Annotated in this window: 21 protein-coding genes and 1 rRNA gene; 9 read left to right on the top strand and 13 right to left on the bottom strand. The window is 52.8% G+C overall.

What is annotated here, in order from left to right; translation table 11 throughout:
* Window positions 1-39: 39 nt before the first annotated feature.
* A 5S ribosomal RNA gene (gene rrf / locus AC4LF3_RS22780) occupies window positions 40-155 on the top strand.
* Window positions 156-322: 167 nt separating this feature from the next.
* Entirely contained in the window at window positions 323-871 is a 549-nt protein-coding gene (locus AC4LF3_RS22785) for an adenine phosphoribosyltransferase (protein WP_010798695.1), read from the top strand.
* Window positions 872-1,158: 287 nt separating this feature from the next.
* Here the strand turns inward: AC4LF3_RS22785 and AC4LF3_RS22790 are convergent, their stop codons facing one another.
* Window positions 1,159-2,985 (bottom strand): glycosyl hydrolase family 28 protein, encoded by a 1,827-nt coding sequence (locus AC4LF3_RS22790; RefSeq protein ID WP_491836813.1) that lies wholly within the window; start codon window positions 2,983-2,985, stop codon window positions 1,159-1,161.
* A gap of 659 nt (window positions 2,986-3,644) precedes the next feature.
* Between AC4LF3_RS22790 and AC4LF3_RS22795 the strand changes: the two genes are divergently transcribed.
* On the top strand, window positions 3,645-5,273 hold the full coding sequence (locus AC4LF3_RS22795) for an SGNH/GDSL hydrolase family protein (protein WP_491836814.1): 1,629 nt from the start codon (window positions 3,645-3,647) through the stop codon (window positions 5,271-5,273).
* Between the two features lie 15 nt (window positions 5,274-5,288).
* On the top strand, window positions 5,289-6,395 hold the full coding sequence (locus AC4LF3_RS22800; RefSeq protein ID WP_312272514.1) for a pectinesterase family protein: 1,107 nt from the start codon (window positions 5,289-5,291) through the stop codon (window positions 6,393-6,395).
* 49 nt (window positions 6,396-6,444) lie between these two features.
* On the opposite strand, the gene AC4LF3_RS22805 is transcribed toward AC4LF3_RS22800, so the two are convergent.
* From AC4LF3_RS22805 to AC4LF3_RS22840, 8 genes are all read right to left on the bottom strand, one after another.
* Window positions 6,445-7,302 carry a GNAT family N-acetyltransferase gene (locus AC4LF3_RS22805; protein ID WP_491836815.1) on the bottom strand — a complete coding sequence of 286 codons (858 nt, stop codon included), beginning with the start codon at window positions 7,300-7,302 and terminating at the stop codon, window positions 6,445-6,447.
* A gap of 682 nt (window positions 7,303-7,984) precedes the next feature.
* Window positions 7,985-8,356, bottom strand: a complete 372-nt coding sequence (locus AC4LF3_RS22810; RefSeq protein ID WP_404629438.1) for a response regulator — start codon at window positions 8,354-8,356, stop codon at window positions 7,985-7,987.
* 26 nt (window positions 8,357-8,382) lie between these two features.
* Window positions 8,383-9,825, bottom strand: coding sequence for an ATPase domain-containing protein (locus AC4LF3_RS22815; RefSeq protein WP_491836816.1), 1,443 nt, complete (start codon window positions 9,823-9,825; stop codon window positions 8,383-8,385).
* Window positions 9,826-10,517: 692 nt separating this feature from the next.
* Window positions 10,518-10,712, bottom strand: a complete 195-nt coding sequence (locus AC4LF3_RS22820) for a hypothetical protein (RefSeq protein ID WP_125889215.1) — start codon at window positions 10,710-10,712, stop codon at window positions 10,518-10,520.
* 137 nt (window positions 10,713-10,849) lie between these two features.
* Window positions 10,850-12,313 (bottom strand): family 43 glycosylhydrolase, encoded by a 1,464-nt coding sequence (locus tag AC4LF3_RS22825; protein WP_491836817.1) that lies wholly within the window; start codon window positions 12,311-12,313, stop codon window positions 10,850-10,852.
* Between the two features lie 522 nt (window positions 12,314-12,835).
* The gene (locus AC4LF3_RS22830; RefSeq protein ID WP_010798685.1) at window positions 12,836-13,048 is read right to left on the bottom strand and encodes a DUF2934 domain-containing protein; all 213 of its coding nucleotides are present in this window, start codon (window positions 13,046-13,048) and stop codon (window positions 12,836-12,838) included.
* A 182-nt stretch (window positions 13,049-13,230) separates the two neighbouring features.
* The gene (locus tag AC4LF3_RS22835; RefSeq protein WP_491836818.1) at window positions 13,231-14,481 is read right to left on the bottom strand and encodes a M20/M25/M40 family metallo-hydrolase; all 1,251 of its coding nucleotides are present in this window, start codon (window positions 14,479-14,481) and stop codon (window positions 13,231-13,233) included.
* Between the two features lie 202 nt (window positions 14,482-14,683).
* Window positions 14,684-14,875, bottom strand: a complete 192-nt coding sequence (locus AC4LF3_RS22840) for a hypothetical protein (RefSeq protein WP_019366901.1) — start codon at window positions 14,873-14,875, stop codon at window positions 14,684-14,686.
* 174 nt (window positions 14,876-15,049) lie between these two features.
* Here AC4LF3_RS22840 and AC4LF3_RS22845 point away from each other — a divergent pair, with 174 nt between their 5' ends.
* From AC4LF3_RS22845 to pgm, 3 genes are all read left to right on the top strand, one after another.
* Window positions 15,050-15,244 carry a hypothetical protein gene (locus tag AC4LF3_RS22845; RefSeq protein ID WP_122044038.1) on the top strand — a complete coding sequence of 65 codons (195 nt, stop codon included), beginning with the start codon at window positions 15,050-15,052 and terminating at the stop codon, window positions 15,242-15,244.
* A 94-nt stretch (window positions 15,245-15,338) separates the two neighbouring features.
* A complete protein-coding gene (locus tag AC4LF3_RS22850) occupies window positions 15,339-15,485 on the top strand; it encodes a hypothetical protein (RefSeq protein WP_010798681.1) in 147 nt (48 codons plus the stop codon).
* 239 nt (window positions 15,486-15,724) lie between these two features.
* On the top strand, window positions 15,725-17,389 hold the full coding sequence (pgm, locus tag AC4LF3_RS22855; RefSeq protein ID WP_491836819.1) for a phosphoglucomutase (alpha-D-glucose-1,6-bisphosphate-dependent): 1,665 nt from the start codon (window positions 15,725-15,727) through the stop codon (window positions 17,387-17,389).
* 102 nt (window positions 17,390-17,491) lie between these two features.
* Here the strand turns inward: pgm and AC4LF3_RS22860 are convergent, their stop codons facing one another.
* Window positions 17,492-18,010 carry an STN domain-containing protein gene (locus AC4LF3_RS22860; protein ID WP_491836820.1) on the bottom strand — a complete coding sequence of 173 codons (519 nt, stop codon included), beginning with the start codon at window positions 18,008-18,010 and terminating at the stop codon, window positions 17,492-17,494.
* A gap of 196 nt (window positions 18,011-18,206) precedes the next feature.
* Here AC4LF3_RS22860 and AC4LF3_RS22865 point away from each other — a divergent pair, with 196 nt between their 5' ends.
* Window positions 18,207-19,670, top strand: coding sequence for a HAMP domain-containing sensor histidine kinase (locus tag AC4LF3_RS22865; protein ID WP_491836821.1), 1,464 nt, complete (start codon window positions 18,207-18,209; stop codon window positions 19,668-19,670).
* 2 nt (window positions 19,671-19,672) lie between these two features.
* Entirely contained in the window at window positions 19,673-20,338 is a 666-nt protein-coding gene (locus tag AC4LF3_RS22870; protein WP_491836822.1) for a response regulator, read from the top strand.
* Window positions 20,339-20,376: 38 nt separating this feature from the next.
* Here the strand turns inward: AC4LF3_RS22870 and AC4LF3_RS22875 are convergent, their stop codons facing one another.
* The 3 genes from AC4LF3_RS22875 to AC4LF3_RS22885 are packed head-to-tail and all read right to left on the bottom strand — an operon-like array spanning window position 20,377 to window position 26,054.
* A complete protein-coding gene (locus AC4LF3_RS22875; protein ID WP_491836823.1) occupies window positions 20,377-21,768 on the bottom strand; it encodes an efflux transporter outer membrane subunit in 1,392 nt (463 codons plus the stop codon).
* The gene (locus AC4LF3_RS22880) at window positions 21,765-24,899 is read right to left on the bottom strand and encodes an efflux RND transporter permease subunit (RefSeq protein WP_491836824.1); all 3,135 of its coding nucleotides are present in this window, start codon (window positions 24,897-24,899) and stop codon (window positions 21,765-21,767) included. The genes AC4LF3_RS22875 and AC4LF3_RS22880 overlap by 4 nt, the downstream gene beginning before the upstream one ends.
* Before the next feature lie 3 nt (window positions 24,900-24,902).
* Window positions 24,903-26,054: an efflux RND transporter periplasmic adaptor subunit gene (locus AC4LF3_RS22885; protein WP_491836825.1), complete on the bottom strand. Its 1,152-nt coding sequence runs from the start codon at window positions 26,052-26,054 to the stop codon at window positions 24,903-24,905.
* Window positions 26,055-26,374: the final 320 nt, after the last annotated feature.

Here is a 26,374-nt window from a genome sequence, read left to right on the forward strand (position 1 = left end):
TCGGGGAAACGACTAGACACCGGTTCCCCACCCGAATTGCTTGACGACCATAGAGCGTTGGAACCACCTGATCCCTTTCCGAACTCAGAAGTGAAACGATGCATCGCCGATGGTAGTGTGGGGTTTCCCCATGTGAGAGTAGGTCATCGTCAAGCACCTATACCCAAAACCCCCAGGCCTAACCGCCCGGGGGTTTTGCTTTTGCGCGGATAAAATAGGTTTGCGGAGCTGGAACAGTTTATCTAGCGACGCATCTATATTCGGCAAACCAGCCTAGTCCAGTTATACTGTCTTTTCGCCAATTTTGTACCTGAGTGTTGTTATGAGCTGCGATGCCTCTAACCTGAAATCTTATATCCGTGCTGTACCTGATTTTCCTAAGCCGGGTGTGATTTTTCGGGATATTACCCCGTTGTTTCAATCGCCACGTGCCTTAAGAATGACTGTGGACAGTTTGATTCAGCGCTATGTTGAGGCTGAGTTTACGCATGTGGGAGCGTTGGATGCCAGGGGCTTCTTGATTGGTCCCATATTGGCTTACGCACTGAATAAGCCATTAATTCTTTTCCGTAAAAAAGGAAAGCTTCCTGCCGAGTTGCTTACCGAGACCTATACAACTGAATACGGTGATTCCGTTATTGAGGTTCATAAAGACAGCTTGTCGCAAGGAGACACTGTACTGCTGGTAGATGACCTTATTGCAACAGGTGGGACTCTTGTTGCTGCGGCAAACCTGATTCGTCGCATGGGGGCTAATGTGTTTGAAGCAGCTGCTATTGTAGATTTGCCAGAATTGCAAGGCTCTAAGCGTTTACAGGAAGCAGGCATTCCGACGTTTAGCCTTACTGAATTTGCTCTTTCTGAGCGCTAAAAAGAGCCCGCTTTAGCGGGCTTTTTTTATGAAATGTATTTTGCAGGGAGCAGGCAATACACTAAACGCAGGCTTCCCAGTCCTGTCTTTATTGCTTGAATCAAGTAAGAAAGACACTGGTGCGTTAAGGTATCGAATACGTTAGGGTAGTATCCTCTCTTACTTCGTCTTCTTTGAGCAGTTTGGCAACAATCTAATCAACCAAATGATGTCTGCTGCCAAACATGATTACCATTATCCAACGGCAAATTTTGGCTCCAGCGCTCACGAGAGCGCCGGAGTGTTCATTATTGAAGCGGTTGTGGTACCACGTGCGTAAAGCTTAGGTCTGCACTGTTCGTAATCGACCAAGGGTTTTTTGCGGTTCCTTCAAAGGTAATATCTCTAAAGCTCGAGTTTCGAAGACCATTGATAGTGGCAGGTGCTGTTCCTTTGAAACTTACCTTGGCAAATTCGAAGCGTTCATGGAAAGCATCATGCGGGCTGTCGCCCTTGATCTCCAAGGCTGCAGAGACAGGATTCTCCACGGTAACGTTGCTGACCTTAATATCCTGAAATTTGCCGGAGATATCCGAGCGCTTGTAGTCCAGGATGGCGTTAGGATCGTTATAGTCCAAGGTGAATATAAAGCCTTGCTTGGCGCTATTACGAATGGCGGAGTCGCGAAAGATGACATTTCTGACGCCGCCGCCCATGAAGTTGGTACTTTTCATGCGCAGCCCGACATCGGTCCCGTCTGAGACATTATCCTCGGCCAGGATATTCTGTATCCATGCCCCGGTGTGGCTGCCAGCAACGATCATGCCGTGGCCGTGACGAAAGTAGTTATTGAAGACCCAGACATTTTCCTGTGGCTTCTGTTTAATGGCATCAGCCCCAGTCCCTGCTGCGAAGTTGACGCAGTCATCACCCGTCTCGAAAAAGTTATTGAAAACCATGGCACCTCGGCTGTTGGCAAATTCAATACCATCACCGTTATTGGCATCGTATGTCTTGTGTGTCGTGTTGGCCATCACCACATTTTCCGTCTCTAAGTTCATGATGCCGTGGTAGGCTGGATTGAGTACAGTAAAGTCACCATAGAATACGTTACGAACATTGCGCAGCGTGATTAGCGATGACCGCATTTGGCCGTACGCATCCTTGACGTTCATACCCGACGCCACTGCTCTTTGGACTTGGTCCTTGGCAAGAATGCCGTCTTGCATATAGCGTGTGTTGTCGCTTGCGACGTAAACTGGTAAGGCTCGTCCCAGCTCATCAGTGTCGTCTTCCAGACGCTTCCAGCCATTGCCGTTGATAATCCCTTTACCTACGATACGGATGTTTTCGAAATGCTCTTCTGTGTAGGGGTCGCGGGGTAGCGCGTTGATAAGGGAGGCGGGACGGATGGTGGTGGAGTAGGGGTACTGAATATATCCCTTCGCTGGATAGTCCTCCCCGCGCTCTGAGCCGAGAAGCGTTGCGCCACGTCCAATTTCGAGCGTCATGTTGCTCTTCAGGTAAAGTGCACCAGTCTTGAACGTCCCGGCAGGAATGAGTACCTTGCATCCAGGTGTGCAAGCATCAATAGCGGCTTGGATGGCATGTGTGTTAACAGTCTTGCCATCTCCTTTAGCGCCGTATCGAACGACATTGAACACTTTGGGTAGACGGCTGGTACGCTGGACTACTGCTCTGCTGTCAGCGGATTCATTGCCATAAGCATCTACAGCACGCACCGTGAAACGGTATTCAGTGTCTGCCTTCAGCCCCGTTGCCGTGAAGCTGTGGATGGTAATACGGTGGTGGAAGCCGCCTGTGTCTTCTTCATAAAAACGATTAATGTAAGGCTTGGCAGGTGAGACGCGATTGTTATTGGCGGTGGCACTGCCAAGAAATTTGCCGTTCAGGTAGACGTTATAGTCACGGATATCCTGCGGATTTGCAGGCTTTTCCCACACCAGAACAATCTGGCTCTCATCGTAGGCTAGTGTAGGAACCTGTACGTTAACCGGCGCATCAAGTGCGAAGCAGGGTAACGCGGTCACGGTTAACCCCAAGGTTAACGCTGTTATGGTCAGAATCTGTTTTTTCATTGAGCGTGACAAGGCTGCAGGGGGTTCGATGCTCATAGATTTATCCTTATTGTTATGAACGAGAGGGTTTAGAGCGCCACCTTGAGCCCATCATAATTTATTTGTGTGGTATGACAACAGCTAAGAAGCTATTCCTTCGGTGTTGTGAACGAGCGGCTTCCTGAGCAGCTAAGTACAGACAGCCAATTTTATAACCTTTAGCTGCTATAAGGCTATTTGAGGCTAAAGCGCCACTATAACCCTCGACTTCGATGGTTATTCTCAAAAGGAGTGAGTGGACTCCCTTGACAAAACGGAGTTGCCAAAAAATACTGATCTTGTTGTATGACGACGTACAGATGAAGGCTGTTTGATGAAAGTAAATCTTCAGGCCTTCTTTTATAGTTAATCTAGTTAATGATTTAGACCCCTGCATAGCTGGCAGTGTTGCTACTTGGCTGGTGGACAAACAGACCAGCTAGTAAACAAGTCTTAACAACAACAACAAAGGACTAGCATGATTCTTCTTACCCGCTCTCTAGTTTCAGCAATGCATTACTGCTTGGTCACCCGGCACATGGCTGTTTTTTCTTCCGTCAAGCAGGTTAACGCCTTCAGCTCATAGGCGCGTGCTCTCGGAGCATTTAACGGTACTGAATTTACAACGGTTCGCTTGTACAGCTCTGGATGCTGTCGAGTTACTAAGGAGTATTTGCATGCGTATGAAAGGCTCGGCTCTGATGGGGTGTTTGCTGCTAGCTGGTGCAGGATTCGCTCAGGGAGCAACGTTCTTGAATGGAGTGGTCATGGCCGATGCGCCTTTGACCAATGCCAAAGTCATAGTGATTGATAAGTGGGGAAAGCAAAAGACTGCTCTGACGGACCGCAAGGGGCATTGGCGCCTGGAAGCCTCAACACTGACGCCGCCGTTACTGGTATCCGCTACCGATCTTACACCGCGCGACGGACACATTACTCAAAATTGCCGCTACAACGATAAACCTCGAACGCGTTGTATGGCCTCGGTAGTGACAGCGCTCCCACGTAATGGAAATACAACGGTCAATATCACACCACTTACAGATCGGATTGTTTCCGAAATCGCCCAGAAGCTTGGGTACATCGGTCCTCAACAGTGGGTGGAAAGTGGTAATGCGGGGCAAATGCGCGAGGAGTTTCTAACTGCTCCGCTTAATGCGATGAGGGCAGGCCTTTCGCAAGCACTGACTCAAGCAGGCGTTAGCCATGTAGATCGGTACAACCCTATTACCACCCCCCTGCGTGACGACGGAAAAGGAGCAGCGGCGTTGCTCCAGGTGATTAATCACAACCGGGGTTATCACAATGACAGCGGCGAGGCGAGCGGAACCATTCTGACTGATATTCGCTTTCGCCCTATTCTAGGCTTCAGCGATGTCAGCACGACGCATGACACCAGCAGCTATGAGCGCTTCGACTACCTGCGTGCAAAGGGTGAGCTGGAGGCTATCAAGAGCGCTAAGGTGCGCATCCTGATTGTGAGTGATTCCACCGCAGCAACCTATGAGGAAAGCCGACTACCCAGGATGGGATGGGGGCAGGTCTTCCAGGAACGCTTTCGGAACGATAGCGGTGTTGCCGTACTCAACGGAGCGCGGGCAGGGCGATCGAGTCGCGATTTCTATAACGAGGGTTGGTATCAACAGATGGCGCGCTTCATGAAGGCAGGTGACTATGTATTCATCGCCCATGGGCACAACGACCAAAACTGTAATAGTGCCAAACCAGTGCGTGGTGCGGCAGATGTGAAAAACCTGTGTACCTATCCCAATGACAGTAATGGCAACAAGCAATATCCTGAAGGCCAACCGCAGCTGTCATTCCAGAACTCCTTGGAGCGCTACATTGCATTGGCGCGTCGGCAAGGAGCCAGACCCATCATTATGACGCCTACCACACGGGTGATGACTGCAGAGCGTAAACCCGCTTTCGAAAATGGTGATACTACACCGGTTGGCAGTTCCCACTGGACCAAGCAGAACAGCGAAAACGGCTATGCCTATGTAGGTGATTACGCGGCCACCATTCGCAAAACGGCTGCGGACAATCGAATTCCATTCATTGACCTCGAGCGGAAGACTATCGACTTCGTCAATCAGCACCGAGACGACTGGAAGTCCTATTGGCTTGCGGTTGATCCCAACGACCCACGCTATCCCTATTACAAAACCCAGACTTCCGGAACGTTGGATAATCCTGATCGTACCCACTTCCAGCAGAAGGGCGCCGAGGCGGTTGCCGGTATAGTAGCCGAAGGCATCGCGCAGCAACCGGCACTGGTTGAGCTGGCTGCAAAACTCAAATAAGAAGGAATAACAACAATGTCCATGCCTTCCCTATTACGCAGCACCATGCTCTTGGGCACTGTCAGCCTTGTATGTATCAGCCAGACGGCATTGGCAGTGCAGTACCAGGCGGTGGTGTCACCAACGGCGCAACCCAACACATTCACATCCATTAATGCGGCCATCAAGGCGGCCCCATCAGACCAGTCGCCCTATGTCATTTTCCTGAAAAAAGGAACCTATGAGGAGCGCTTGAGCATCACTCGCCCTAATATCACCTTGATAGGCGAGCAGCGGGACAAGACCATCATCAGTGCCGGTGTGTACGCGGGCATGCTCGATGAGAAGGGACAGAAATATGGTACGTCAGGCAGCAGCACCGTGAGTGTGAACGCGCCTGATTTTACAGCGCGCAATCTGACCATTCGAAACAGTTTCGACTTTCCGGCCAATGCGGCCAAGCTGGCTACTGATCCTACCAAGGTAAAGGATACCCAGGCGGTGGCGCTGCTGCTGGACAGTAACAGTGATCGCGCGCGTTTTCACAATGTGAGACTGGAGGGATATCAGGATACGTTTTATAGCAAAACCGGTAGCCGCAGCTATTTCACTCAAAGCAAGATCACAGGGCATGTTGATTTCATTTTCGGATCAGGGATCAGTGTGTTCGATCACTGCGACATCGTTGCTCGACGCCGTACCGATATAGCACCGCCTTATGGCTATCTCACCGCGCCCAGTACCGATATCAAGTCTCCCTACGGGCTGATCTTCCTGCAAAGTCGTATTGTGAAAGAGATGGGGGTGCCTGCTCGCAGTTTCGCATTGGGACGTCCCTGGCATCCTACTACGACATTTGCAGATGGTCGTTACGCTGATCCAAATGCCATCGGCCAGGCAGTCTTTATCAAGTCCTATATAGATGACCATATCTATGGTTGGGACAAAATGTCGGGTAAAGACAAGGATGGCAATACGATCTGGTTTTATCCGCAGGACTCTCGCTTCTTTGAAGGGCGCAATTATGGACCGGGCGCAGCGTTGTGGGACCCACAGCGGCGGCAGCTTACCACTGAGCAGTTGAGGACATTTACGTTGGACCTCATCTTCCCCGACTGGAAACCAAATAAATTCAAAGAGTAAAACGGCTCGCCTACCGGACTGCGCTTATGTGGTCCGGTAGTGCAAATGGCTAGCATAGCGCTTGATTAGCCAAGGCCATTTGCACTGCATTCCCGCAGGATGATGGAGGAGCACCTTTGGCCATTTGGGCGACGTCATCCACTTGAGGGATGCCTATTTCGCTCAGCCAGTCGCCCAGCCCGCTGCGCTGCGTAACATCCAGGCGGATAAACTGCCCGGCTACTTGAGACAGCAGGGTCGCGATCATGGCTTTCGCCTCCTCGATTGATTCCGCCACGACAGGACCTATTGCCAGGCCGTGGCCAAACGGTCTTAGCAGGGCAAAGCCAACCCATTGCTGATCACGCTTCATACCCATCACGCTCTGGCTGATTTCCAATAGAGCGGAAAGTACCCGTGTGCGATCCATTCCCGTAGCGGCGGAGCCCAGCTCAAGCAGTTGCTGAAAATCCTGTGGGTTAACTGCCTGCAACACATGTCCGGTCGGTGGTTCATAATCGAGTAAAGAGGGTGCGCTGGCCGCCTGGTGCTGAAGAATGTGTTCGTAGGTAGTGAAGCCTTGGCTTGCATAAAGCGGAGCGCCTCTGGGTGTAGCGACCAGGATAGGAGTGCGCGCCTGGACCTGAACCAGGGTCTGATCTAGTAATTTCCGGCCCAATCCCTGACCTTGTCGTTCTGCTGCGATGATGACAAGGCCCACGCTGGCGTAATCACCCTGAAGAAAACAAAGGGCAGTACCGAGCAGACCGGCAGTGTCTTCTGCTATTACCCCCTGGCTGATTTGATGCATCCATTGCCAATCCTGCAAACGGTGGGGCCAGCGCAATGCACGCGAGAGTTCATGGGCACGTATGAGGTCCGTCGTGATCATCGGACGGAATCGAACGGAGGATTCAATTATTGACATGAAATCGGCAGCTTCCAGGTGTGGATGGTTTTGCGGGTAGAGTAAAAAGGAACTATTGAGCCAAGGATCAAACGGCTTCAGTCACCATTCAAATCATCAAGAGTATTCAATGCGACGCGCACGTTAGCTCATCTAAGGCCATGATTAATGGAGCGTGAACACTTCGATTTGTTGCTTGAGAACGTCTCCATTCGAAGCGAGAGCGTTATCCGCACAGTGAAGGCCTTCCTGCTAAGAGATGTACCCTGTAGACGCGCGTGAAAGCAACGATGTAATCAAGGTCAGTTTCTGATGCCTATTACGGCGCGCGCTCATAAAACAGACATATCAAACAGCGTTAGCGTTTTACAGAAGATAAATGCAGGGTTGCTGACTCTTACCGTATGAACTGCTGCCTTAACTTTTCGAATATCGCGGGTCGGCGGACGTGAGGCTAAATTCATTATTCATGCAGGCCAGAGGAAGGACCGCATCAGGGTCTTGGGGAGCTGCTGTGTAATCTAGATGAAGACTGAAATCAGTGTTAGCTGTACCCATCAGCTCAGGATCGGCAGCTTGACGAGCTGACACAGTATCCTGCTTTGCCCTTGATCAAGCCGATCCTGTCTATCTTCCCTGATTCCTTTACCAGGCAGAGCATTTATAGCCTGATGGTTTACCTCTACACCCTGGGGCCTACCGGCTATTGATCTTCAGGTGTGCCTATGAGCTTTCTTATGGCATCCAATAACGTGTCCATGTCAAAGGGTTTACCCAGAATCTGGGCGAATAAATAATTATTCTGCTGAGCAACGTGCGCTTGGGCACCTGTCATCAAGATAATTGGGATGTGAGCGGTATCGTCCCTGAGCTTTATAGCCTGCGCTAGCTCAGGCCCGGTCATTGAAGGCATCATGAAATCGGTAATTACCAGCGTTGGGATTTCACGGGTGAATAGTTCGATGGCTTTCTTACCATTGCTGGCTTTCAACACTCGATAGCCTACATCCTCCAAGGCAAGGCCTAGGATATCGGTTATCAGAAACTCATCATCCACTACCATAATCGTCGTCATGCTTTGGCTGTCCTCTGCAGACGCGATTAATGACTAGAGGTTGAAGAGGCTGCGATGTCCTCCTTTCTCTTCTGTTTTTTCATTGGATGAATCAGTGTTAGACCTCCCTTACCAATTACTACCTGCTTCCGGGTGCGATCAAAGGGGCTATTTCGAACCTTCACTATTGAAAAAAGGCTTGTAAGCTCTTTTTTCTTTTCTTCAAATCGCAGCAAGAAGACATTATCAACGAGGCTACATAGTTGAGGGGCTGGAGCAGTGATATCGGACTCTAGAATTTCCTGTATCTCCCAAGTGCTCCATACCGTTACGTCCATAGCTCTTAATTCGTTGAACAGGGCACTAAAAAACTCAACAAGACGGTTTTGTTCGCTGGCGGATCGAGCCATTGCTGCGACACTATCGATAAAAACCCGCTTGATTCGGTGCTCGCGGACCATATCGATCAGGCTATAGCCAACACTATCAAGCCTTAGTTCTGTTGTCGGCTGCCAATGTATACGGACGGCTTCCTGTTCTATGAGCGACTGAAGGTCAAGATCCAAGGCCGCAGCTTTCAAATCGAGCTGTTCCAGTGTCTCGTAAAAGCCAAGAATAAGACCAGGTTCTGCAGGCGTGGACTCCAGGATAAAGTTCAAGCCCGTGACCGTTTTGCCAGAGCCCGATGGGCCAAGAATGAGCGAGACCGATGACTTGCATAGTCCGCCAAATAACGCATCATCAAGCGCATGTATGCCGGACGGGATCTTGTCCTTACTCGTTTTCAAAGCACTTGTAGGGGTATTAAGTAAGGCCTCAAGCCTTGGGTATACAATAATACCTTGATCGCTGATCTGGTACTCATGCTGCCCTGCAATGGCTCCCGAGCCTCTGGATTTGCGTACGGTCATCCTGCGTATAGAGCGCACGCCTACCCCTTGCTCTTCAAGCGAGATCATCCCGTCAACCATGGTCAATTCAGGGCTACCTTCGTCCATGGTTGCGCTAGTCAGAAAGAGTAGAGTGCAACCCGCAAATGCAGCATGCGCCTGCAGTTCTGCAATGAATTTTTTTGTGTCCAAAGGCGTGTCGGCTTGGCTTCTGGCATTAAGCAAGCCATCTACAACCAGCAATGTTGCCTTATTACGAATGATCTCTTTACGTAACAGCTTGATAACGGCATCAAGCCCTTCGCTTTCCAGCGTATCGAAGGCACTAAGGTATTTGATGTTGTCCCCGACCTGAGATTCATCAAAGAAGGCCAGAGTAGAGAGGAAACTAAACAGCCGATCATGCGATTCAGAGAGGAGCGTTGCGAATACGGCTTGACCACCTGTGCGGATGTAATTGAAGGCAATCTGGCTTGCCAAAATGGTCTTGCCTGACCCAGGCCTGCCCTGAATCAGATAGGAGGAGCCTGAAACAAAGCCACCCTTAAGCAGAGCATCGAGCCCTTCAATACCACTCTTTAGACGCACCAGTTGGCTCACGTGCTTGACCTCAAATTATTAACGAAGACGCATTAACGACAGATGCATTATCCGTAGTTACCTAAAGAGTAAAGAAGAGGGAAATTCATGACCTCAACCCCCTCAGACAACATTTATGGAGAAGCTGATGAGCAGATCTCTAAATATATTCAAACATTTAATCGAAGATAGAGGAAAGGATAGAAATAAATGAATATAGGAGGTATTGCCTGGAAACGTGATGCAGCCCGCTTCGGCTACACATGCCCCTCTTGGGGGACACCCCGTAACATGAGGCGCAAACCGAAGCCGGAACTGCCTGGATAGTCTGACTGGATAAGGGATAAGCAGAGCAATGCTATCGAGCTGATGTTTTGCGGCTAACGAAAAGGCGTAGGCTGGAAGTCTTGTACGCCACGTTTGAACGTAGCTTGAAACTATAGTGGCAGAGGCCGCTTTGTTTTTACAAAACCTAGATTGCTGGGTGAAATCATTAGGCTTTAGGGATGCCGGGTTATGGCAAAGCCAACATTAGGTCTTATCCACTGATAGCTACAGATAATGGAGATTAAGAGGGGCTCAAGAGCAAGCGCAGTTAAGGCCGCTCTGGGTCAAAAGATGTATTGATTGATCTGTACTGATCAGGCTGGACGAATGATAAAGCTGTAATTTGGGTAATAGGTAAGGGAGACGCTATAGCGGAGCACTAAGGTTTATGCCTTAACCTTCCATTGCCGTGCTAACAGCTTATCGATATACCCAACGAGCTCTTCAGATGTAATAGAGTAAACATGCACCCAATGACCCTCTTTGGTACGACCTGCACGGATAGGCCATTTGCTGAGGCCTAGTTGCCTGGCGCGCTCAATAACTTCCGTGGGTGTCGCTCCGGTTACTGGGATGGGCATGGATGTCTCCTTTATCAATCTCTTCTTACTATCGGCCTGATGGAAGAAGAGCTTGAGCGCAAGGTGACTAACGGTCAGAGTTAAGAGGAGTGCAGGGCGGGACGTCCTTGTCCGTGCCTTATTTCAGAGGGTTGACGTTAAGGGATAGCCGACCAGTGCTGACAACCATTTTTCATCCAGCGTCCCTGGCCAACATCAACGTTGTCACTGACCTTACAGCCCGGTATGTCCAAGACCTTGCCACTGGAGCGGTTGACCAGGCGGAACCAGTTTGATGCGCTAGGCAGCATCTGCCATTGCTGGGTGTGAAGGTTTTGCCATGTCTCCTGTGAGATTGGCGAATCCTTGAATGCCTCCTGCGCAGTCAACACTTTGCCGCTGTTGACACTCAATACCTCATAGAAGCCATTTTTCAGATTGATCATGTGCCAGCGTTGAGCATTCGTCTGATCACACGAGGCCTGTTCGACCCGTACGCCTGCATCGAGACTGGCATCTTTCACATTGAGGCATTTGCTGCTGTTCTGATTGACCAGCGTTACTGGCTTCTCTGCGCCTGTCGGGACACCGAAAACCGGATTGCCATTGGAGTCCCAGCTGAGTGGATGAACATAAATAGCCCTGTTGGGATCGTACAGCGGATCGCCTACGATGCCCTTGTAGTTGCGAGCATTATAGATGTGAAGGATGGTGCCATCCCGGTCGGTTGTGAAGGTATTGCTGCCTGTGCCGTAGATCCCGTTACGCTCGCTACTCTTGAAGACAGGAACAGGTGATTTGGTCCATACGCTAGGATCGAGTAGATCCGCCGTGGCGGGTGCGGAAAGCAGGCCCATGTTGTAGTTCGCATCGGTAGCACTGCCCGAATAGGCAATGAACACCTTGCCATTATGCTCCATGACGGCAGGCGCTTCGTTGACCCAGAAACCTACCTTCTCCCAGTCGTATTCAGGTTGAGATAGCATTACCTGTTTGCCTTTAATGGCCAATGGGCCATCCAGCTCGGCAATGTAGAGATTGCTGTTACCTTCGATGTTCGGGTCTTTCTGGGCCCAGACGATGTAACGTTTGCCTGCATGCACGAAGGTAGTCGTATCGATACTGAATGACTCCCAGTTTGTCTTGATCTGACCACGCTCGATCCAGCCTGAGCCTGTTATCGGATTGGCTGCATTGTTGGACAGTGCATAAATGCGGTGATTGAACGGGGTGCCTTCCTGAGCGGCAGCGAAATAGACGTACCAGGAACCGTTGTTGTAATCGATCCAGGGTGCCCAGACGTGGGTACTCATCTCACCACTGTCGTGCTTGGTCCAGATGACCTGTTCCTGGGCCTTTGCAAGACCGGCAATGGTCCTGGCGCGCCTGAGTGCGATCCGGTTGTACTCCGGTACGCTATAAGTCATGTAGTAATACCCGTCGGTATGTTTATAAACAGACGGATCGGCTCGTTGCGTAATGATAGGATTGTCGTACTGGGTTGCCGCCAGAGAGGAGGCCGGGTTGATCAATACTGTTACAGCGACCGCGAGGGAAAACCAGGCGGCATTGGTAAGGTTGCGCTTGAGACGCCTTACCTGAGCACACAGTTCTAGAACCATGGTGTTTCTCCGTTGTTGTTATTAGCAAGAACACAGGTTGTTATCGAGCAGTGTGAGCCACAGATTTAGAGGCTGAAGAAAACGGCCCATAACTGCAGCTCCTCAAGCCGAACCCTGCAAGACGGGTGACCTCATAAGGCAGGGTCGCCAAGCCCGACAGCAGAGATAGCTCAAGCGCAAGCCATGATAATGGTATGACTATTACCGGGATCGCCCGATTATTTATAGCCTACATCGCTCATACGTCTAGTGGTGGCGAGCTAATGTTATGATGAATAGGCGGTTTGGCAGCTTGGTTGATCAGGCGAGGCGGCCTTTGCGGAATCAAAGAGGTGGACCGATTTATTAATGACGTAATGACGCGATCAGGCTGAAGGCTACTTCATCGAAGTCACTCTTACAGAACATGTTTTCGGCTAACGCCAATAAGAGTAGGGTGGATAGCGCTCTAGGCATTTCAGGCCGACTAAAATAAAACGGCCAATAGAATTGGCCGTTTTACGTAGTGGCAAAGACCTGTGGTCAGGCTGTCTTCTTGGTACGGCTTCGCTTTGGCTTGGGCATGGGCTGCGCCACGCTGGTTTCTATTCCGCCCGACAGCGGATCCCCTGCGGTGTCGTAGTCGACTTCTCTCTGGGCTTGAAACCAGTGCTCAAATCCCTGTCCATCCGGACGACCTGCGGCTTCCCAGATTTCGTAGGCGCGTTGACGTATGCGTTGTTCCAGATCATCCATCGCTCATCCTCCTATCGGATGTGGCTCAGCAGTCTGGCGCCGAGCTTTCTGACTTAGAGGCCTTAGGCCTTGAGTATCTACCTGCATGATTGCAACAGGACTATAAGAAGGGATGCCCAGTCTTCCTTATCGTTCCTCACGTGCTGTATACGTCCGATGAAAAGTCCTTTTCATTGAGAGACTTAACCTTTATCACGCTGCGCCAGCTCCATGATCATTCTTGCCAGTAGATAAAGTCTCGGCGCGACGCTTTCCACCTCGGCGTACTCTTCTGGCGTATGGATATTGCCGCCTACGATGCCAAAGCCATCCAGCGTTGGTACGCCCACACCCGCAGCAAGACTAGCGTCGGCTGCGCCACCGCTGCCCTCGATCGTAAGCTTGCGGCCAATTTCACCGTAGATCTTTTGAGCCATCGACACGAGCCTATCCGCTTCGGCGGTTTGAGGCATAGGCGGCAAGCCCCGATGCAGATGAGTTTTCACGTCGGTCTCTTGGATCAGCTTGTTGGCAGAGACGCGCGCCATGTCTTGCTCGACCCGATCAAACTCCTCAGGAACTGCTACACGGACGTCTGCCTTGGCAGTCGCGCTGTCAGGTATGACATTCGTGCGATCGCCAGCGTCGATTACAGTAAAATTGACCGTAGTTTTCTTCTCGACATCGCCCAGTTTGCCAAGCTGGAGGACCTGATGCGAGATTTCCATGGCAGCGTTTCGGCCGAACTCCGGCGCTACGCCCGCATGAGCGGCCTTACCGGTAACGTCAACGGTTGCGGTCGCGCTTCCTTTTCGCCAAGCCACGAGGCCATCGGCAGGCCGGCCTGGCTCTAGATTGAGGGTAACGTCATGCTCCCTGGCCACCCGTTGAATCAGCTGAGTAGCAGCATCGGAACCGGTTTCCTCGCTGGCATCAAGCAAAAAGGTAATTTGAGCGTAATCCTTGAAGTTGAGGTCTTTCAATATCTTGAGCGCATAGATGCCCGCTACGATTCCGCCCTTATCGTCCATCACGCCGGGTCCGTAGGCTCGCCCATCCTTTATATGGAAAGGCCGCTCCTTGGCTGAGCCCTCTTTGAAAACGGTATCCATATGCGCCATCAGCAAGATTTTGGCCTTGCCTGTGCCTTTAAGCGTGGCAACGATATGATGACTTTTATCAGGTGGAGAGTTTGGAACAGTCTCGATCGTAGCGCCCAGCTGTTTCAACTGATCAGCTGCAATCTGACCTACCTGTATCAGACCAGGTGCATAACCCGAGCCCGAATCAATATTTACCAGTTGCTCGAGTAGCTTGAGTGCTTCTTCCTTGTACTGTTCGGCATGGGATTGAACGGGGTGATTAGGTTTAGCCTGTACGGCGGAAGCGGTAGAAAAGGCAAAAGCGATTGCCAATGAAAGAGAGCACGTGGCGCGGCGGAGCATAACAGTCATGAGGCGTCCTTTTTGTTATGTGCCCAGACACTATAGACGCTCCCTGGCAGCCTGCATTTCGATTCGTGTAAGCCATAACCGGCGGCTCAAGGTCGCTACGATTTTGCCTTCAATGGCATCATTCGTGAGCCTTTGTCCTGTGCTATGCCAGTGAGCACGTATGTCAGGCTCGCGCCCAAACGCATCCGTTGGATTGCTGGATTCATTCAGTGGCGGCTTTAACGGCTGCCTTGGCCATATAGCGCTCAATGAGCGTGCAGGCCTGTTCGTTTAGATCAAGCAGTTCAGGCAGGAATACGCGTAGCTCGGGATGCTGACGAGTTTCCTCTTCCAAAACGCAATAGGCCTCGATGATGGACGCTTGAGTCCGCAAGGTTTGGCTGACCTTTTTCATAGGGATCTACTTGATTGATGTGGCTGCGTTGTCGGTCGGGATCAGAAAAACTTTATACCTTTCGTCGGTTGGCGACCGGCGCAAATGGAAAACTGTCTGGTGATGACTTATAGCCTTCATAATTCCGTGTTATCAACGGTGCCTGTCTGCAGAGCTGCTTGGGGAGGCATGTTCATGGCAGTGTTCAAACGCTATCTGACTGTGGGGCCTATCGTTTCGTTGATCAGTGTTTCGGCGATACTGATCATGGCCAGTGCACCGAGTCATCTCTATCATTTTTCGGCACTGGCATTGTCTGGTCTTATCGGGATTATGGTTGGAGTGACAGCGCTTGTGATGACGGCCCGTTACATCTATACCCACCTTTAATCTGCTGCAAAAGGCTCGGATGACCGGTATAAACAACGGGTGGATTTATACCTCCAAAGCCTGGTGCTAATGGCTATAAATGGAGGAGATCTGTATGAGCAATGCGCCCTTAGATGCACAAGGCTCCGATCCTGTGGTGCCGGACGATGCGGGCATTGGCAGTGACGTATTCGATCCACTGCGTCCCGATATCATTCCTGATAATCCGCTTGGCGATGATGAGGTAGATCATCCGCTCTAACGCAACACAGTTATCGAAAACCCGGCTAATGCCGGGTTTTCTTTTGGCGAGCCGTTTTCACTGCTTATTTCCGAGCACCGCAGCACATAAGCGAAACAAAAAGGGAACCCAGGGTGGTAGTGCTTGGGTCGAAGCGCGAATGAATGACACCCACCAGTGTCATACCGCTTTCGAATGCTTCTTGAGTCGCCGCATGGTTTACTTGAGGCAGTAATTTCAATCCATCAAAGGAACGTCAGATGAGCATCGACCTTAACGCAGGACGCCTGCCCGATGAGCATACCCTGGTCAACCTACCGCGCCTGGTGTCGCGCTACTACAGCGAGCGCCCCAATCCTGATGATCCAGCGCAGCAGGTTTCATTCGGTACGTCCGGGCACCGTGGCTCATCGCTGAAGGTCAGCTTTAATGAATGGCATATTCTGGCAACCACCCAGGCCATTTGTGACTACCGCAAAGAGCAGGGCGTAAATGGTCCGCTCTTTGTCGGCATGGATACCCATGCGTTGTCCGAACCTGCCTTTGTTTCAGCACTGGAAGTGCTGGCTGCCAATGGTGTTGAGACCCGTATCGATGCAGGCTGTGCTGAGACCCAGGGCGAGCCCGGTTATACGCCAACGCCCGCCATCTCCAATGCCATTCTCGAATACAACAAAGGCCGCACCAGCGGCCTGGCTGACGGTATTGTCATTACGCCTTCACACAATCCGCCTGCCGATGGTGGATTCAAATACAACCCCACCAATGGTGGTCCGGCCGATACCAACGTAACCAAGTGGATTCAGGAGCGTGCAAATGCGCTGCTCAAGGCAGGATTGAAGGGCGTGGAGCGCATGGACTATGCGCGTGCGTTGAAAGCGCCAACGACGCAGCGATTCGACTTTATCGAAAGCTATGTGGGTGGCCTTGATCAGGTCATCGATATCGAAGCCATCAAGCATTCGGGCCTTAAGTTTGGCGTGGATCCTCTGGGCGGGGCAGGCGTGCACTACTGGACGCGCATTGCCGAGCGTTTTGGTTTGCCGCTTGAAGTCCTGTCGACCCGTATCGATCCTACCTTCCGCTTCATGCGCCTGGATTGGGATGGCAAGATCCGTATGGACTGCAGCTCGCCCCATGCAATGGCTGGATTGATTGAAAACAAGGACCGTTTCGATGTGTCCTTCGCCTGTGATACCGACCATGACCGCCACGGTATCGTGTCGCGTTCGACCGGGCTGCTCAATCCCAACCATTACTTGGCGGTAGCGATCGAATACCTCTTTACTCACCGTCCCGAGTGGAGCGCTCACGCGGGTATCGGTAAAACACTGGTGTCGTCTTCCATGATCGACCGTGTGGCTCAGGGTATCGATCGGAAGGTCGTCGAGGTGCCAGTGGGCTTCAAGTGGTTCGTGGATGGCCTCATGGACGGAAGCCTTGGTTTTGGTGGTGAGGAGTCCGCGGGCGCATCGTTCCTGCGCAAGGCTGGCGGTGCGTGGTCGACCGATAAGGACGGCATCACCCTGGGACTGCTGGCGGCTGAAATCACGGCGGTTACTGGCAAGGATCCTGGTGAGCGTTATCAGGCCCTGACCGAGCGGTTTGGTTCGCCGGTGTATCAGCGTATCGATGCTGCAGCTGATCGCGAGCAGAAAGCCAAGCTAGGCAAGCTCTCCGCTTCACAGGTAACTGCCAGCGAGCTGGCCGGTCAGCCGATTACACAGATCCTGACCGAGGCGCCTGGCAATGGTGCCGCGATCGGCGGCCTCAAAGTTGTGACTGAAAACGGCTGGTTTGCAGCACGTCCTTCCGGTACGGAAGACGTCTACAAGATCTACGCCGAGAGCTTCGAAGGGGAGACGCATCTCAAGCGTATCCAGGAAGAAGCCAAAGCGTTAGTTGATAGCGTACTGGCTGGTTGATCAAGGGCTGCCTGGAGTGAAGTGCCAGGCAGTGTATTTCTCATGAGTCGGCAGGTGTCTGAAGCAAAGTCAGTCGTCTGCCTTCCAAACGGCCTTGATGATCTAACGCTTCAGTTCGTTGAGCATACCGTCCAGGCTGCGATGAAATGAGCTGCGCTCCCCGGCGCTGATAAAGCCCTGCTGGCGAGCCAGGTCCGCTGCGCTGGTTTCCACTTCCTTAATTTGCTGTTCGTAATGCTGCTGTTTGGCCTTGGTAATCGAGCCGTTGTTAGCATTGATGAGGTTACGTACAGCCTTTGCCTTGACCCCGACGGCATCCTGTTCCCGAGTGTTCGCTTCCAATCCATCAGCCGTAGGGTAACCCTCGAGCCCCGTTCCCTTGATCAGCTGCCATAAGGCTTCTTCAGGCGTATAGCGACCATGAAGCGCAGGCACTTTACGGTCGGCGAAACGGGCGAGGTCTACAGTAACAGGGCAGCCGGTGCTATGGGCAAGCTGCTGTATCGCTTCATCCAGCCGCTGAGAGGGATAGTTAAAGTCAGCGGCATTTCGCTGACAGGCCGCCTCTGTGGGTTGGCACGTACGGCCGAGAATCATCAATCCTAACAGCAGAGTCTTCATGATTACCTGCGGCAGCAAAAGAGAAACATAGAGTCTTATTCATTCCACATTTGACGGTAAGGCCTGACGTATCAAACCATAGAGGGGTGGGCTTTCCGATCTTAGTCTTCATAATCCGGCAGATAGGCTGCAGGCGTTGCCGAAGGGTTCATGGCAAAATGATCATATAACCCGATGATCAGGATTCACGCCCTCCTTGCTTACTCTCTCCAAGCTCGCCTCGTTATTCACGCCCAAGCGATGGCTAGGCGGACTGTTCATCAAATTTTTTGTCAGTCTGTTCGTGATCTCTGGTTCTTCTACAGTTGCAATCATCGGCTTCGGTACCTGGAAAAGTCAGGTTGAGCTTAAAGAGGCGCTAAGTGAAGATAAATTGCACGACCGTGTTGCGGTAGAGGGCAGGGTGGTGGCTGAGCTGCTGCAAGCCGTCGCTACGCCTGAACGCTGCCAGGCACTGCTTGAATTGTTGGTCCATCGTATCTTTGGTTCTGGTGTATTAACAGGCAAGGCTGGTAATAGTTTTAGCCAGTCTCTCGGGGAAGGGCGTCTTGCAGCGCTGTATCGCAATGAGCAGGGGCTGCAATGTCATTACCCCGCCAAACTGACGGAGCCGCTTCAAGCCAGAATGCAGAGAGTTAGCCGCCAGGGTAACAGTATCAAGGTTGAAAGCGATGAGCCGCGTACGACCAGTGATATCTGGTTTAGCACGGCGGTTGTTCAGCTACCACAAGAGGCGGATAGGCTTGTTCTGGGTATGGAGGGGTTTGATCCATGGAAGGCCTTCTGGGCGGATACGAGCCGTCAGTTTGGTTGGCTTTGGCCCTATATGCTGATCAGTAATTGTTGCACCGCACTGCTGCTGGCTTTCTTCCTGCTGAATAGAATTCGTCATGCCGAGCAGGTAGCCAATACCTGGGCTCAGGGCCAACTCGATATGCGTATCAACGATGAGGGACATGATGAATTCGGCCGGCTGGCCCAGCGATTCGATCATATGGCTGATGCGGTAGCAGGTGTGATTGAGGTCAAGCAGGCTATCGCTGCGCAGGATGAGCGCAGTCGGCTGGCCCGCGAACTGCACGATACCGCCAAGCAGCGGTGCTTCGCCCTAGGGCTGCAGCTCAGCCTCTTACGCCGCCTGTGCAGTACCCATCCCGAGCAGAGCAAGCTGGCCAACTCATCACTCAAGCTTGTTGAGCATCTTCAACGAGACATGAGCGATGTTATCCATCGCCTCTCGGCACCTACAGTGGCCGAACTAGGCCTGGATAGCGCCTTGAAGCAGAACCTGGCAAACCTGCTTGAGGGCAGCGCCATCCAATGGTCTGTCGATATTCAGGAAGAGGTGATGCATTGGTTGAATGAGGAGGATGCCGTTGCAACTGAGCTGCTCTTGATTGCTAGTGAGGGGGCAGCCAACACGCTTCGACATGCCAACGCCTCGCAACTATGGATATCCCTCGTTCGTCAGGGAGAGCGGTTTGTTCTTAAAATCGAGGACGATGGTCAAGGCTTTCATCCAGGGCACACCAGCTCGGGAATGGGCCTGGGCAATATGCGACAAAGAGCCCATTGGCTTTTGGAAGGGCGTATTGATATTCGCAGCGAGCCCGGCCAGGGAACCACCGTTGAAATCTCCTTTAAACCCACAAAAGGGTAATGATGAAAACCACCGTGTTGCTGGTTGATGACCATGCCATTGTCAGACAGGGTATCCGCAGTCTGCTCGACATTACCGGCGAGTTCGATGTGATAGGCGAGGCGGGAGATGGGCAGACAGCGATTGAGCTCGCTCAGGCGTCCAAACCTGAGCTTGTCTTGCTGGATTTGATGATGCCAGGGTTGAGCGGTGTGGAGACAATCAAGCGACTGCTGGAGGTAAGTCCGGGTAGCCAGATAGCTGTCCTGAGTTCTACCGAAGAGGATGAGTTGGCCTTTGCTGCCATCGAGGCGGGTGCTCAGTCCTTTCTGGTCAAGACGATGTTGGGTGATGAGCTGATTGATATGATCCGCCGGATCGCGCGAGGTGAGGTCATTATTCATCCCTTTATCGCGTCGAAGCTTCTTAAAGTGGTCAGGGGAATTCGCGAGCCCAAGGTCGATCCCTTCAAGGAGCTGACCGAGCGTGAACTTGATGTGCTTCGCGAGCTTGCCTCTGGGGGCAGTAACGTGCGCATTGCTACTGCACTGAATATCAGTGAGAAAACAGTGAAGTCCCATATTAGCAGCCTGCTCTCCAAACTCGACTTGGCTGATCGTACAGAAGCCGTTGCCTTCGCCTGGAAGCAAGGATTGATGACGCATCATGGTCCTGAAAGCGCAGTCTAGTAAAGGCCCAGCCCGGTATTCGGCCGGGCCTTTGTTTATCAGATACCACCCAACACTCTGTACAACTCGATGCGGTTTTCCTCCGCGATTTGACGTGCATTGATCAGCGATTTCTGGGCGCTGTAGAGCGTACGTTGCGCATCGAGCGCATTCAGGAAGGTATCAATACCCCGTCTATAACGTGCATCCGAGAGCTGGTAGCTTTCGCTGGCCGCTTCCAAAAGAGCTGTCTGGGCAGAAATTTGCTCCTCCAGTGTGCCGCGCCTGGCCAGCGCGTCAGCTACCTCACGAAAAGCGGTCTGGATGCTTTGCTCATAGTCAGCGACGTAATAGTCCCGCTGGGCCTTGCTGTAGTTCAGGTTGGCTATGTTGGCGCCACCGGTGAAGATCGGGATGCTAACAGAGGGCATGAACGACCAGACCTTGTTGGCGCTTGAAAACAGCGATGACAGCTCGTTACTGCTCAAGCCTACAGAGGAAGTAAGGCTCAGCTGTGGAAAGAATGCTGCCCGAGCAGCCCCGATATTGGCATTGGCTGCCAACAGGTTATGTTCGGCCTGAAGCACATCCGGGCGCCTGAGCAGGACATCGGAAGACAGTCCAGGCGAGACCTCTGCAAACAATGGGTTATCTGCTGCTAATGGTTGGGGTAGCACCGCATCATCCAGTGTCTGCCCGACCAATAATTCCAGTGCATTGCGGTCCTGAGCAACAAGCGTCCGGTAGTTGGCAATATCCGCGCGTGCCTGTTCATAGATCGTCTGGGCCTGCCGCAAGTCTACACGGGAGGCGATGCCTGCCGAGAGCCGCCCCTGGATCAGACTGACCGTGCGACCCGCGCTTTCCAGCGTTTCCTCCGAGATCCTCAGTTGCGCCCGGTCAGACGCGAGCGTCAGGTAGGCATTGGCTGTTTCCGCGATCAAGCTGATATAGGTGGCGCGAGAAGCCTCTTCTGTAGCCAGCAAACTCTGCTGCGCTGATTCGGACAGGCTCCGCACGCGTCCAAACAAATCCAGCTCATAGGCGCTAAGCCCAACGCTTGCCGAAACGCTTTTGCTGTAGACGGTCTGCTTTTGCCCGAGTGTCTCTACCTGAGTACGAGAGCGTGAAGCATTGGTGCTGGCGTTTAACTGGGGCCAGAGTTCGGAGCGCTGCAGACGATACTGCGCCCGAGCCGACTCGATATTGGCCGCCGCTTTGCGCAAATCCCGGTTATTGGTTAGCGCAAGCGTTATGACGGATCGTAGATCGGCATCCAGCACAAGCGCTTCCCAAGTGGTTGGCACAAAGGCTTGCACAGAGGGCGTGTAGCCAGTTCCTTGCGGCCACGTCGAGGGAACCGGGGCGGCAGGGCGCTCATAAGTAGGAGCAAGAGTGCAGCCAAACAGAGCCATCGGCATGAGCAGCGCTAAACATCTCAGGTGCATCATGGTGTCTCCTGCGAAACGGATGGGGTCTTGCTCTTCTGGAAGCGGATAGCGAGGCCGCGGACGAGCACAAAGAACAGCGGTACGAAGAAGATCGCAAGCACTGTTGCGGTGAGCGTACCGCCAATGATGCCGGTGCCAATGGAGATGCGGCTGTTGGCACCCGCACCGGTAGCAACGGCCAGAGGCAGCACACCTGCCATGAAGGCCAGCGAGGTCATAACGATCGGGCGAAGTCTCAAGCGAGCACCCTCAAGCGCAGCATTCCAGATAGAAAGCCCACGCTGCTCGGCCGCCTCGGCAAACTCGACAATCAGAATGGCATTCTTGGCAGCTAAGCCAATGGTGGTAATGAGCGCAACCTGGAAAAACACATCGTTTTCCAGCCCTCGCAAGGTAGCTGCGAGGATAGTGCCGACGATACCCAGCGGAATGACCATGAGCACTGAGAAGGGAATCGACCAGCTGTTGTAGAGGGCTGCCAAGCAGAGGAAAACAATCAGGATGGACAGGGCATAAAGGCGAATGGCCTGCCCACTGGATTCGCGCTCCTGATAGGACAAGTCGCTCCAGGCGAAGGTCGTCCCCTGGGGCAACTGGTTGGCCAAATGCTCCATTGTGTCCATGGCTTCACCCGAGCTGACACCCGGAGCACCCTGACCCTGAATCGCGTATGAGGCAAGGCCGTTAAAGCGTTCAAGGTTGTCCGGGCCGCGCTCCCAATGCGTAGTGGCAAAGGCCGAGAAAGGTGTCATCGCGTTGGACTGACCACGCACATACCACTGGTACAAATCATCAGGCTGCGAGCGAAACGGGGCGTCACCCTGCATGTATACCCGCTTGACGCGACCCCGGTCGATAAAGTCATTGATATAGGTACTGCCCCAGGCGGCACTTAACGTCGAGTTGATATCGCTCAACGCTAGCCCGCTGGAAACCGCCTTGGATTGATCAATGTCGATTTTGAGCTGTGGAGTTTCTTCCAGGCCGCTTGGGCGAACTGCGGCTAGGGACGGCTCTGCTGCGGCCAGCCCTAACAACTGATTACGAAAGCCTAGGAGCTGAGCACGGTCCGTTGTGGCTGATGCCTGTAGCTGGAACGTGAAGCCAGCCGATTGGCCCAAGCCTTGGATCGCAGGTGGCGTCAGGGCATAGATCTGCGCATCGCGGGAGCGGTAAAAGGTTGCCATGGCGCGATTGGAAATACTGTCGGCTCGGTCTTTCTCATCGGTGCGCTCGCTCCAATCTTTTAGGGCAACAAACGCAAGGCCTGTGTTCTGGCCGCTTCCGCCAAAGCCAAATCCGACAATGGTAAAAATTGCTTTGGTGTTGTCCTTTTCGGTTTCCAGATAGTGGCGCTCAATGGTCTTGCCAACCTCCAGACTGCGCTTCTGGGAGGCTCCGACCGGCAAGGTAAACTGCACCATGTTCGAGCCCTGGTCTTCGGTAGGCAGAAAGCCGCTGGGTAAACGCATATACAGCACGACCAGTACGGCGCCCAGGCATCCATAAATGAGCATGAACCGTACCGGGCGTTTGAGTACGCCCGTTACTCCATGCTCATAGCGGTTGAGGTTCTTGTTGAAGGTGCGGTTGAACCAGCCAAAGAAACCAGAGTGCGCCCGATGCTCGGCTGGCTTGAGCAATGTTGCGCACAGGGCGGGTGTGAGGGTCAGTGCAATAAACACCGACAGCACCATAGACGCTACGATAGTGATGGAAAACTGCCGATAGATAACCCCTGTCGACCCGCCAAAGAAAGCCATAGGCAGAAAAACGGCAGACAACACCATGGCAATCCCGATCAACGCACTGTTGATTTCCGTCATCGACTCCATGGTGGCGTCAAGGGCAGACAGCTTGCGCTCCGTCATCAAGCGCTCAACGTTTTCCACCACCACAATGGTGTCGTCTACCAGAAGACCAATGGACAGCACCACGCCAAACAAGGTGAGCGTATTGATGGAATATCCTGCAATCCATAGCACGCCGAATGTGCCTAACAGCACCACCGGAACGGAAATCGCCGGGATAAGAGTCGCGCGCCAGCTCTGCAGGAAAATGAACATCACCACGACAACAAGGGCAATGGCCTCGAAGAGCGTCTTGATGACCTCATGAACTGAAAGCTTGATAAATTCCGTGCTGTCGAGCGGGAATTCCAGGTGGTAGCCTTCAGGGAAGTTACTGGACAGCTCCTGCGCCAGCGCTTTTACGCCTTCGGCTGTGGAAAGCGCATTGCTTCCCGGTGCAAGCTTTACCGCAAGCCCCGCGGCAGGATGACCGTTCAATCGAGTGACGATGCTGTAACTCTCACTACCCAGTTCTACCCGAGCCACATCGCCCAAATGCACATGCGCACCTGACGAATCACTCTTCAAGATGATGTCCCGGAACTGCTGGGGCGTACGCAGTCGCGATTGCGCGGTGACGGTGGCGTTGAGCTCCTGATCCGGTGGAGAAGGCAATCCGCCAATCTGTCCAGCAGAAACTTGAGTGTTCTGTGCCTGTACGGCCGCCGTGACGTCAGATGGCATCAATCCATAAGTAGCCAGCTTCGAAGGATCTAACCATATGCGCATGGCATATTCAGAGCCGAATATTTGCACATCGCCTACACCAGGAACCCGTGAGATAGGGTCCTGCAGGTTGCTGGCCATATAGTCGGAAATATTCGTAGAGGATGATCGATCCGTGTCGTCATACAGGGCCATGATCAGCAGGAAATCATTCTGCGCCTTGGTCACCGAGACGCCTTGCCGCTGCACCTCGGAGGGAAGACGCGTAAGCGCCTGCTGAACCTTGTTCTGGACCTGAATCTGAGCGTTATCGGGATCGACCCCCTGGTTGAAGGTCACAGTAATGCTGGTTCGCCCTGTGGAGCTGCTGCTGGAGGAAAATGACTGAAGGCCATCCAGCCCCTTGAGTTGCTGTTCAAGGATTTGCGTAACGCTGTTCTCCATGGTCTCGGCCGAGGCGCCGGAATAGGAGGCGCTGACTGAAATGGCTGGGGGAGCCACATCCGGGTATTGAGCGATAGGAAGAGTACGTATCGCCAAGAGGCCAAAAAGCATGATGACGATACTGATAACCCAGGCGAAGACCGGTCGCTTGATAAAGAAATGTGCAAACATCGGTTACTGTCCCTGCTGCGTGGCGCGAGCCTCACCGGAACCTGCCGGTTTGAACTCAACCGCATGTACCGTCGCCCCCGCCTTGACCTTGCCGGTGCCTTCAACGATGAGACGATCGCCTTCCGCCAGTCCGCTTTGAATCAGCCAGCTGCTACCAATAGCCTGGCTCGTAACCACTTCACGTGCTTCAACCGTGTTGTTGGCGTTTACAACCAGGGCCATGCCATTGCCTTTCGCATCTCGGGTAATGCCTCGTTGAGGCGCAAGGAGTCCCAGGGGCGCAACGGCCTCTTGCAAGATGGCTCTCACATACATGCCGGGCAGAAGAAGCCCTTCAGCGTTAGGGAAAAGCGCGCGAAGCGTGACAGAGCCGGTCTCCTGATCCACGGCAACCTCTGCAAATTTCAACACTCCTGAATGTTGATAGAGCGAGCCGTCCTCCAGGCGAAGGCTAACATCGGTGCTGCCAGCGGCTACGCCATTGCCCAAGGCCTTCTTGAGCCTGAGCAGCGCGGCGCTGGATTGAGTGATGTCCACATAGATAGGGTCCAGCGTACGGATAACCGCCAACGCGGTCTCCTGATTGGCTGTTACCAGAGCACCCGGGGTGATGCTGCTCTTGCTGATCCGGCCAGCAATGGGCGCCGTAATCTGCGTGAAATTCAGATCGATCTGTGCAGACTCAACCGCCGCCTTGCGCTCGGCAATGGTAGCCAGAGCTTGCTGATAGCTGGCCTTGGCATCGTCTGCCTCCTGCTGGGAGACGGCTTCGATCTTGATCAGATCGCTGTAGCGTTCGGCTTTAAGCTTGGCGGCCTGCAACGTGGCCTGAGCATTAGCCAGCGAGGCCTTGGCCTGGTTTAGCGAGGCCCGATAGGGTGCCTGCTCGATGCGGTAAAGCACCTGCCCGGCCTTGACGAGTGTTCCCTCTTCAAAGGTACGCTGTTTAATGATGCCTGACACCTGTGGGCGAACCTCAGCCTCCATATGGGCCACGGTTCTGCCGTTAAGCTCGGCAACCAGGGGGACAGGTTGTGACTTCAGCGTTACCACCGCCACCTCAACCGGCGGCGCTGCGGGTGCCTGGGCAGGCGCTTCAGGTTTGCAGGCGGCTAGCCACAGCACAGCCAGATACAGAAAGGCTTTCGATTTCATGTGTAGACGCACACTTTTCCAAACTAAAAATGTGCGTCAAGGTAGCGGCTGAGAAGAGGGGAGACACCCGCCTTATGGATGATTTGCCCTCCGCCTTAAGTCTGCCCTCCGTCTTTTTAAAAGACGGTTCACACCGCCAGTCGATATGACTGACTTATAGGCGAGCGGCTGGTTGATACCTTGCTGGCGCTTTGAGGGAAACCTAAAAAGTGAAGCATTGGCCTTAAACGCCACATGCTTATGGTATGGAGTGCTGGCATAGGCATCAGTGTAAGCGAAGGGCATGAATTGAATCTCGTTTCTTGTGCTTGAAAATTAAA

The organism is Pseudomonas sp. C2.3V (genome assembly GCF_058536325.1).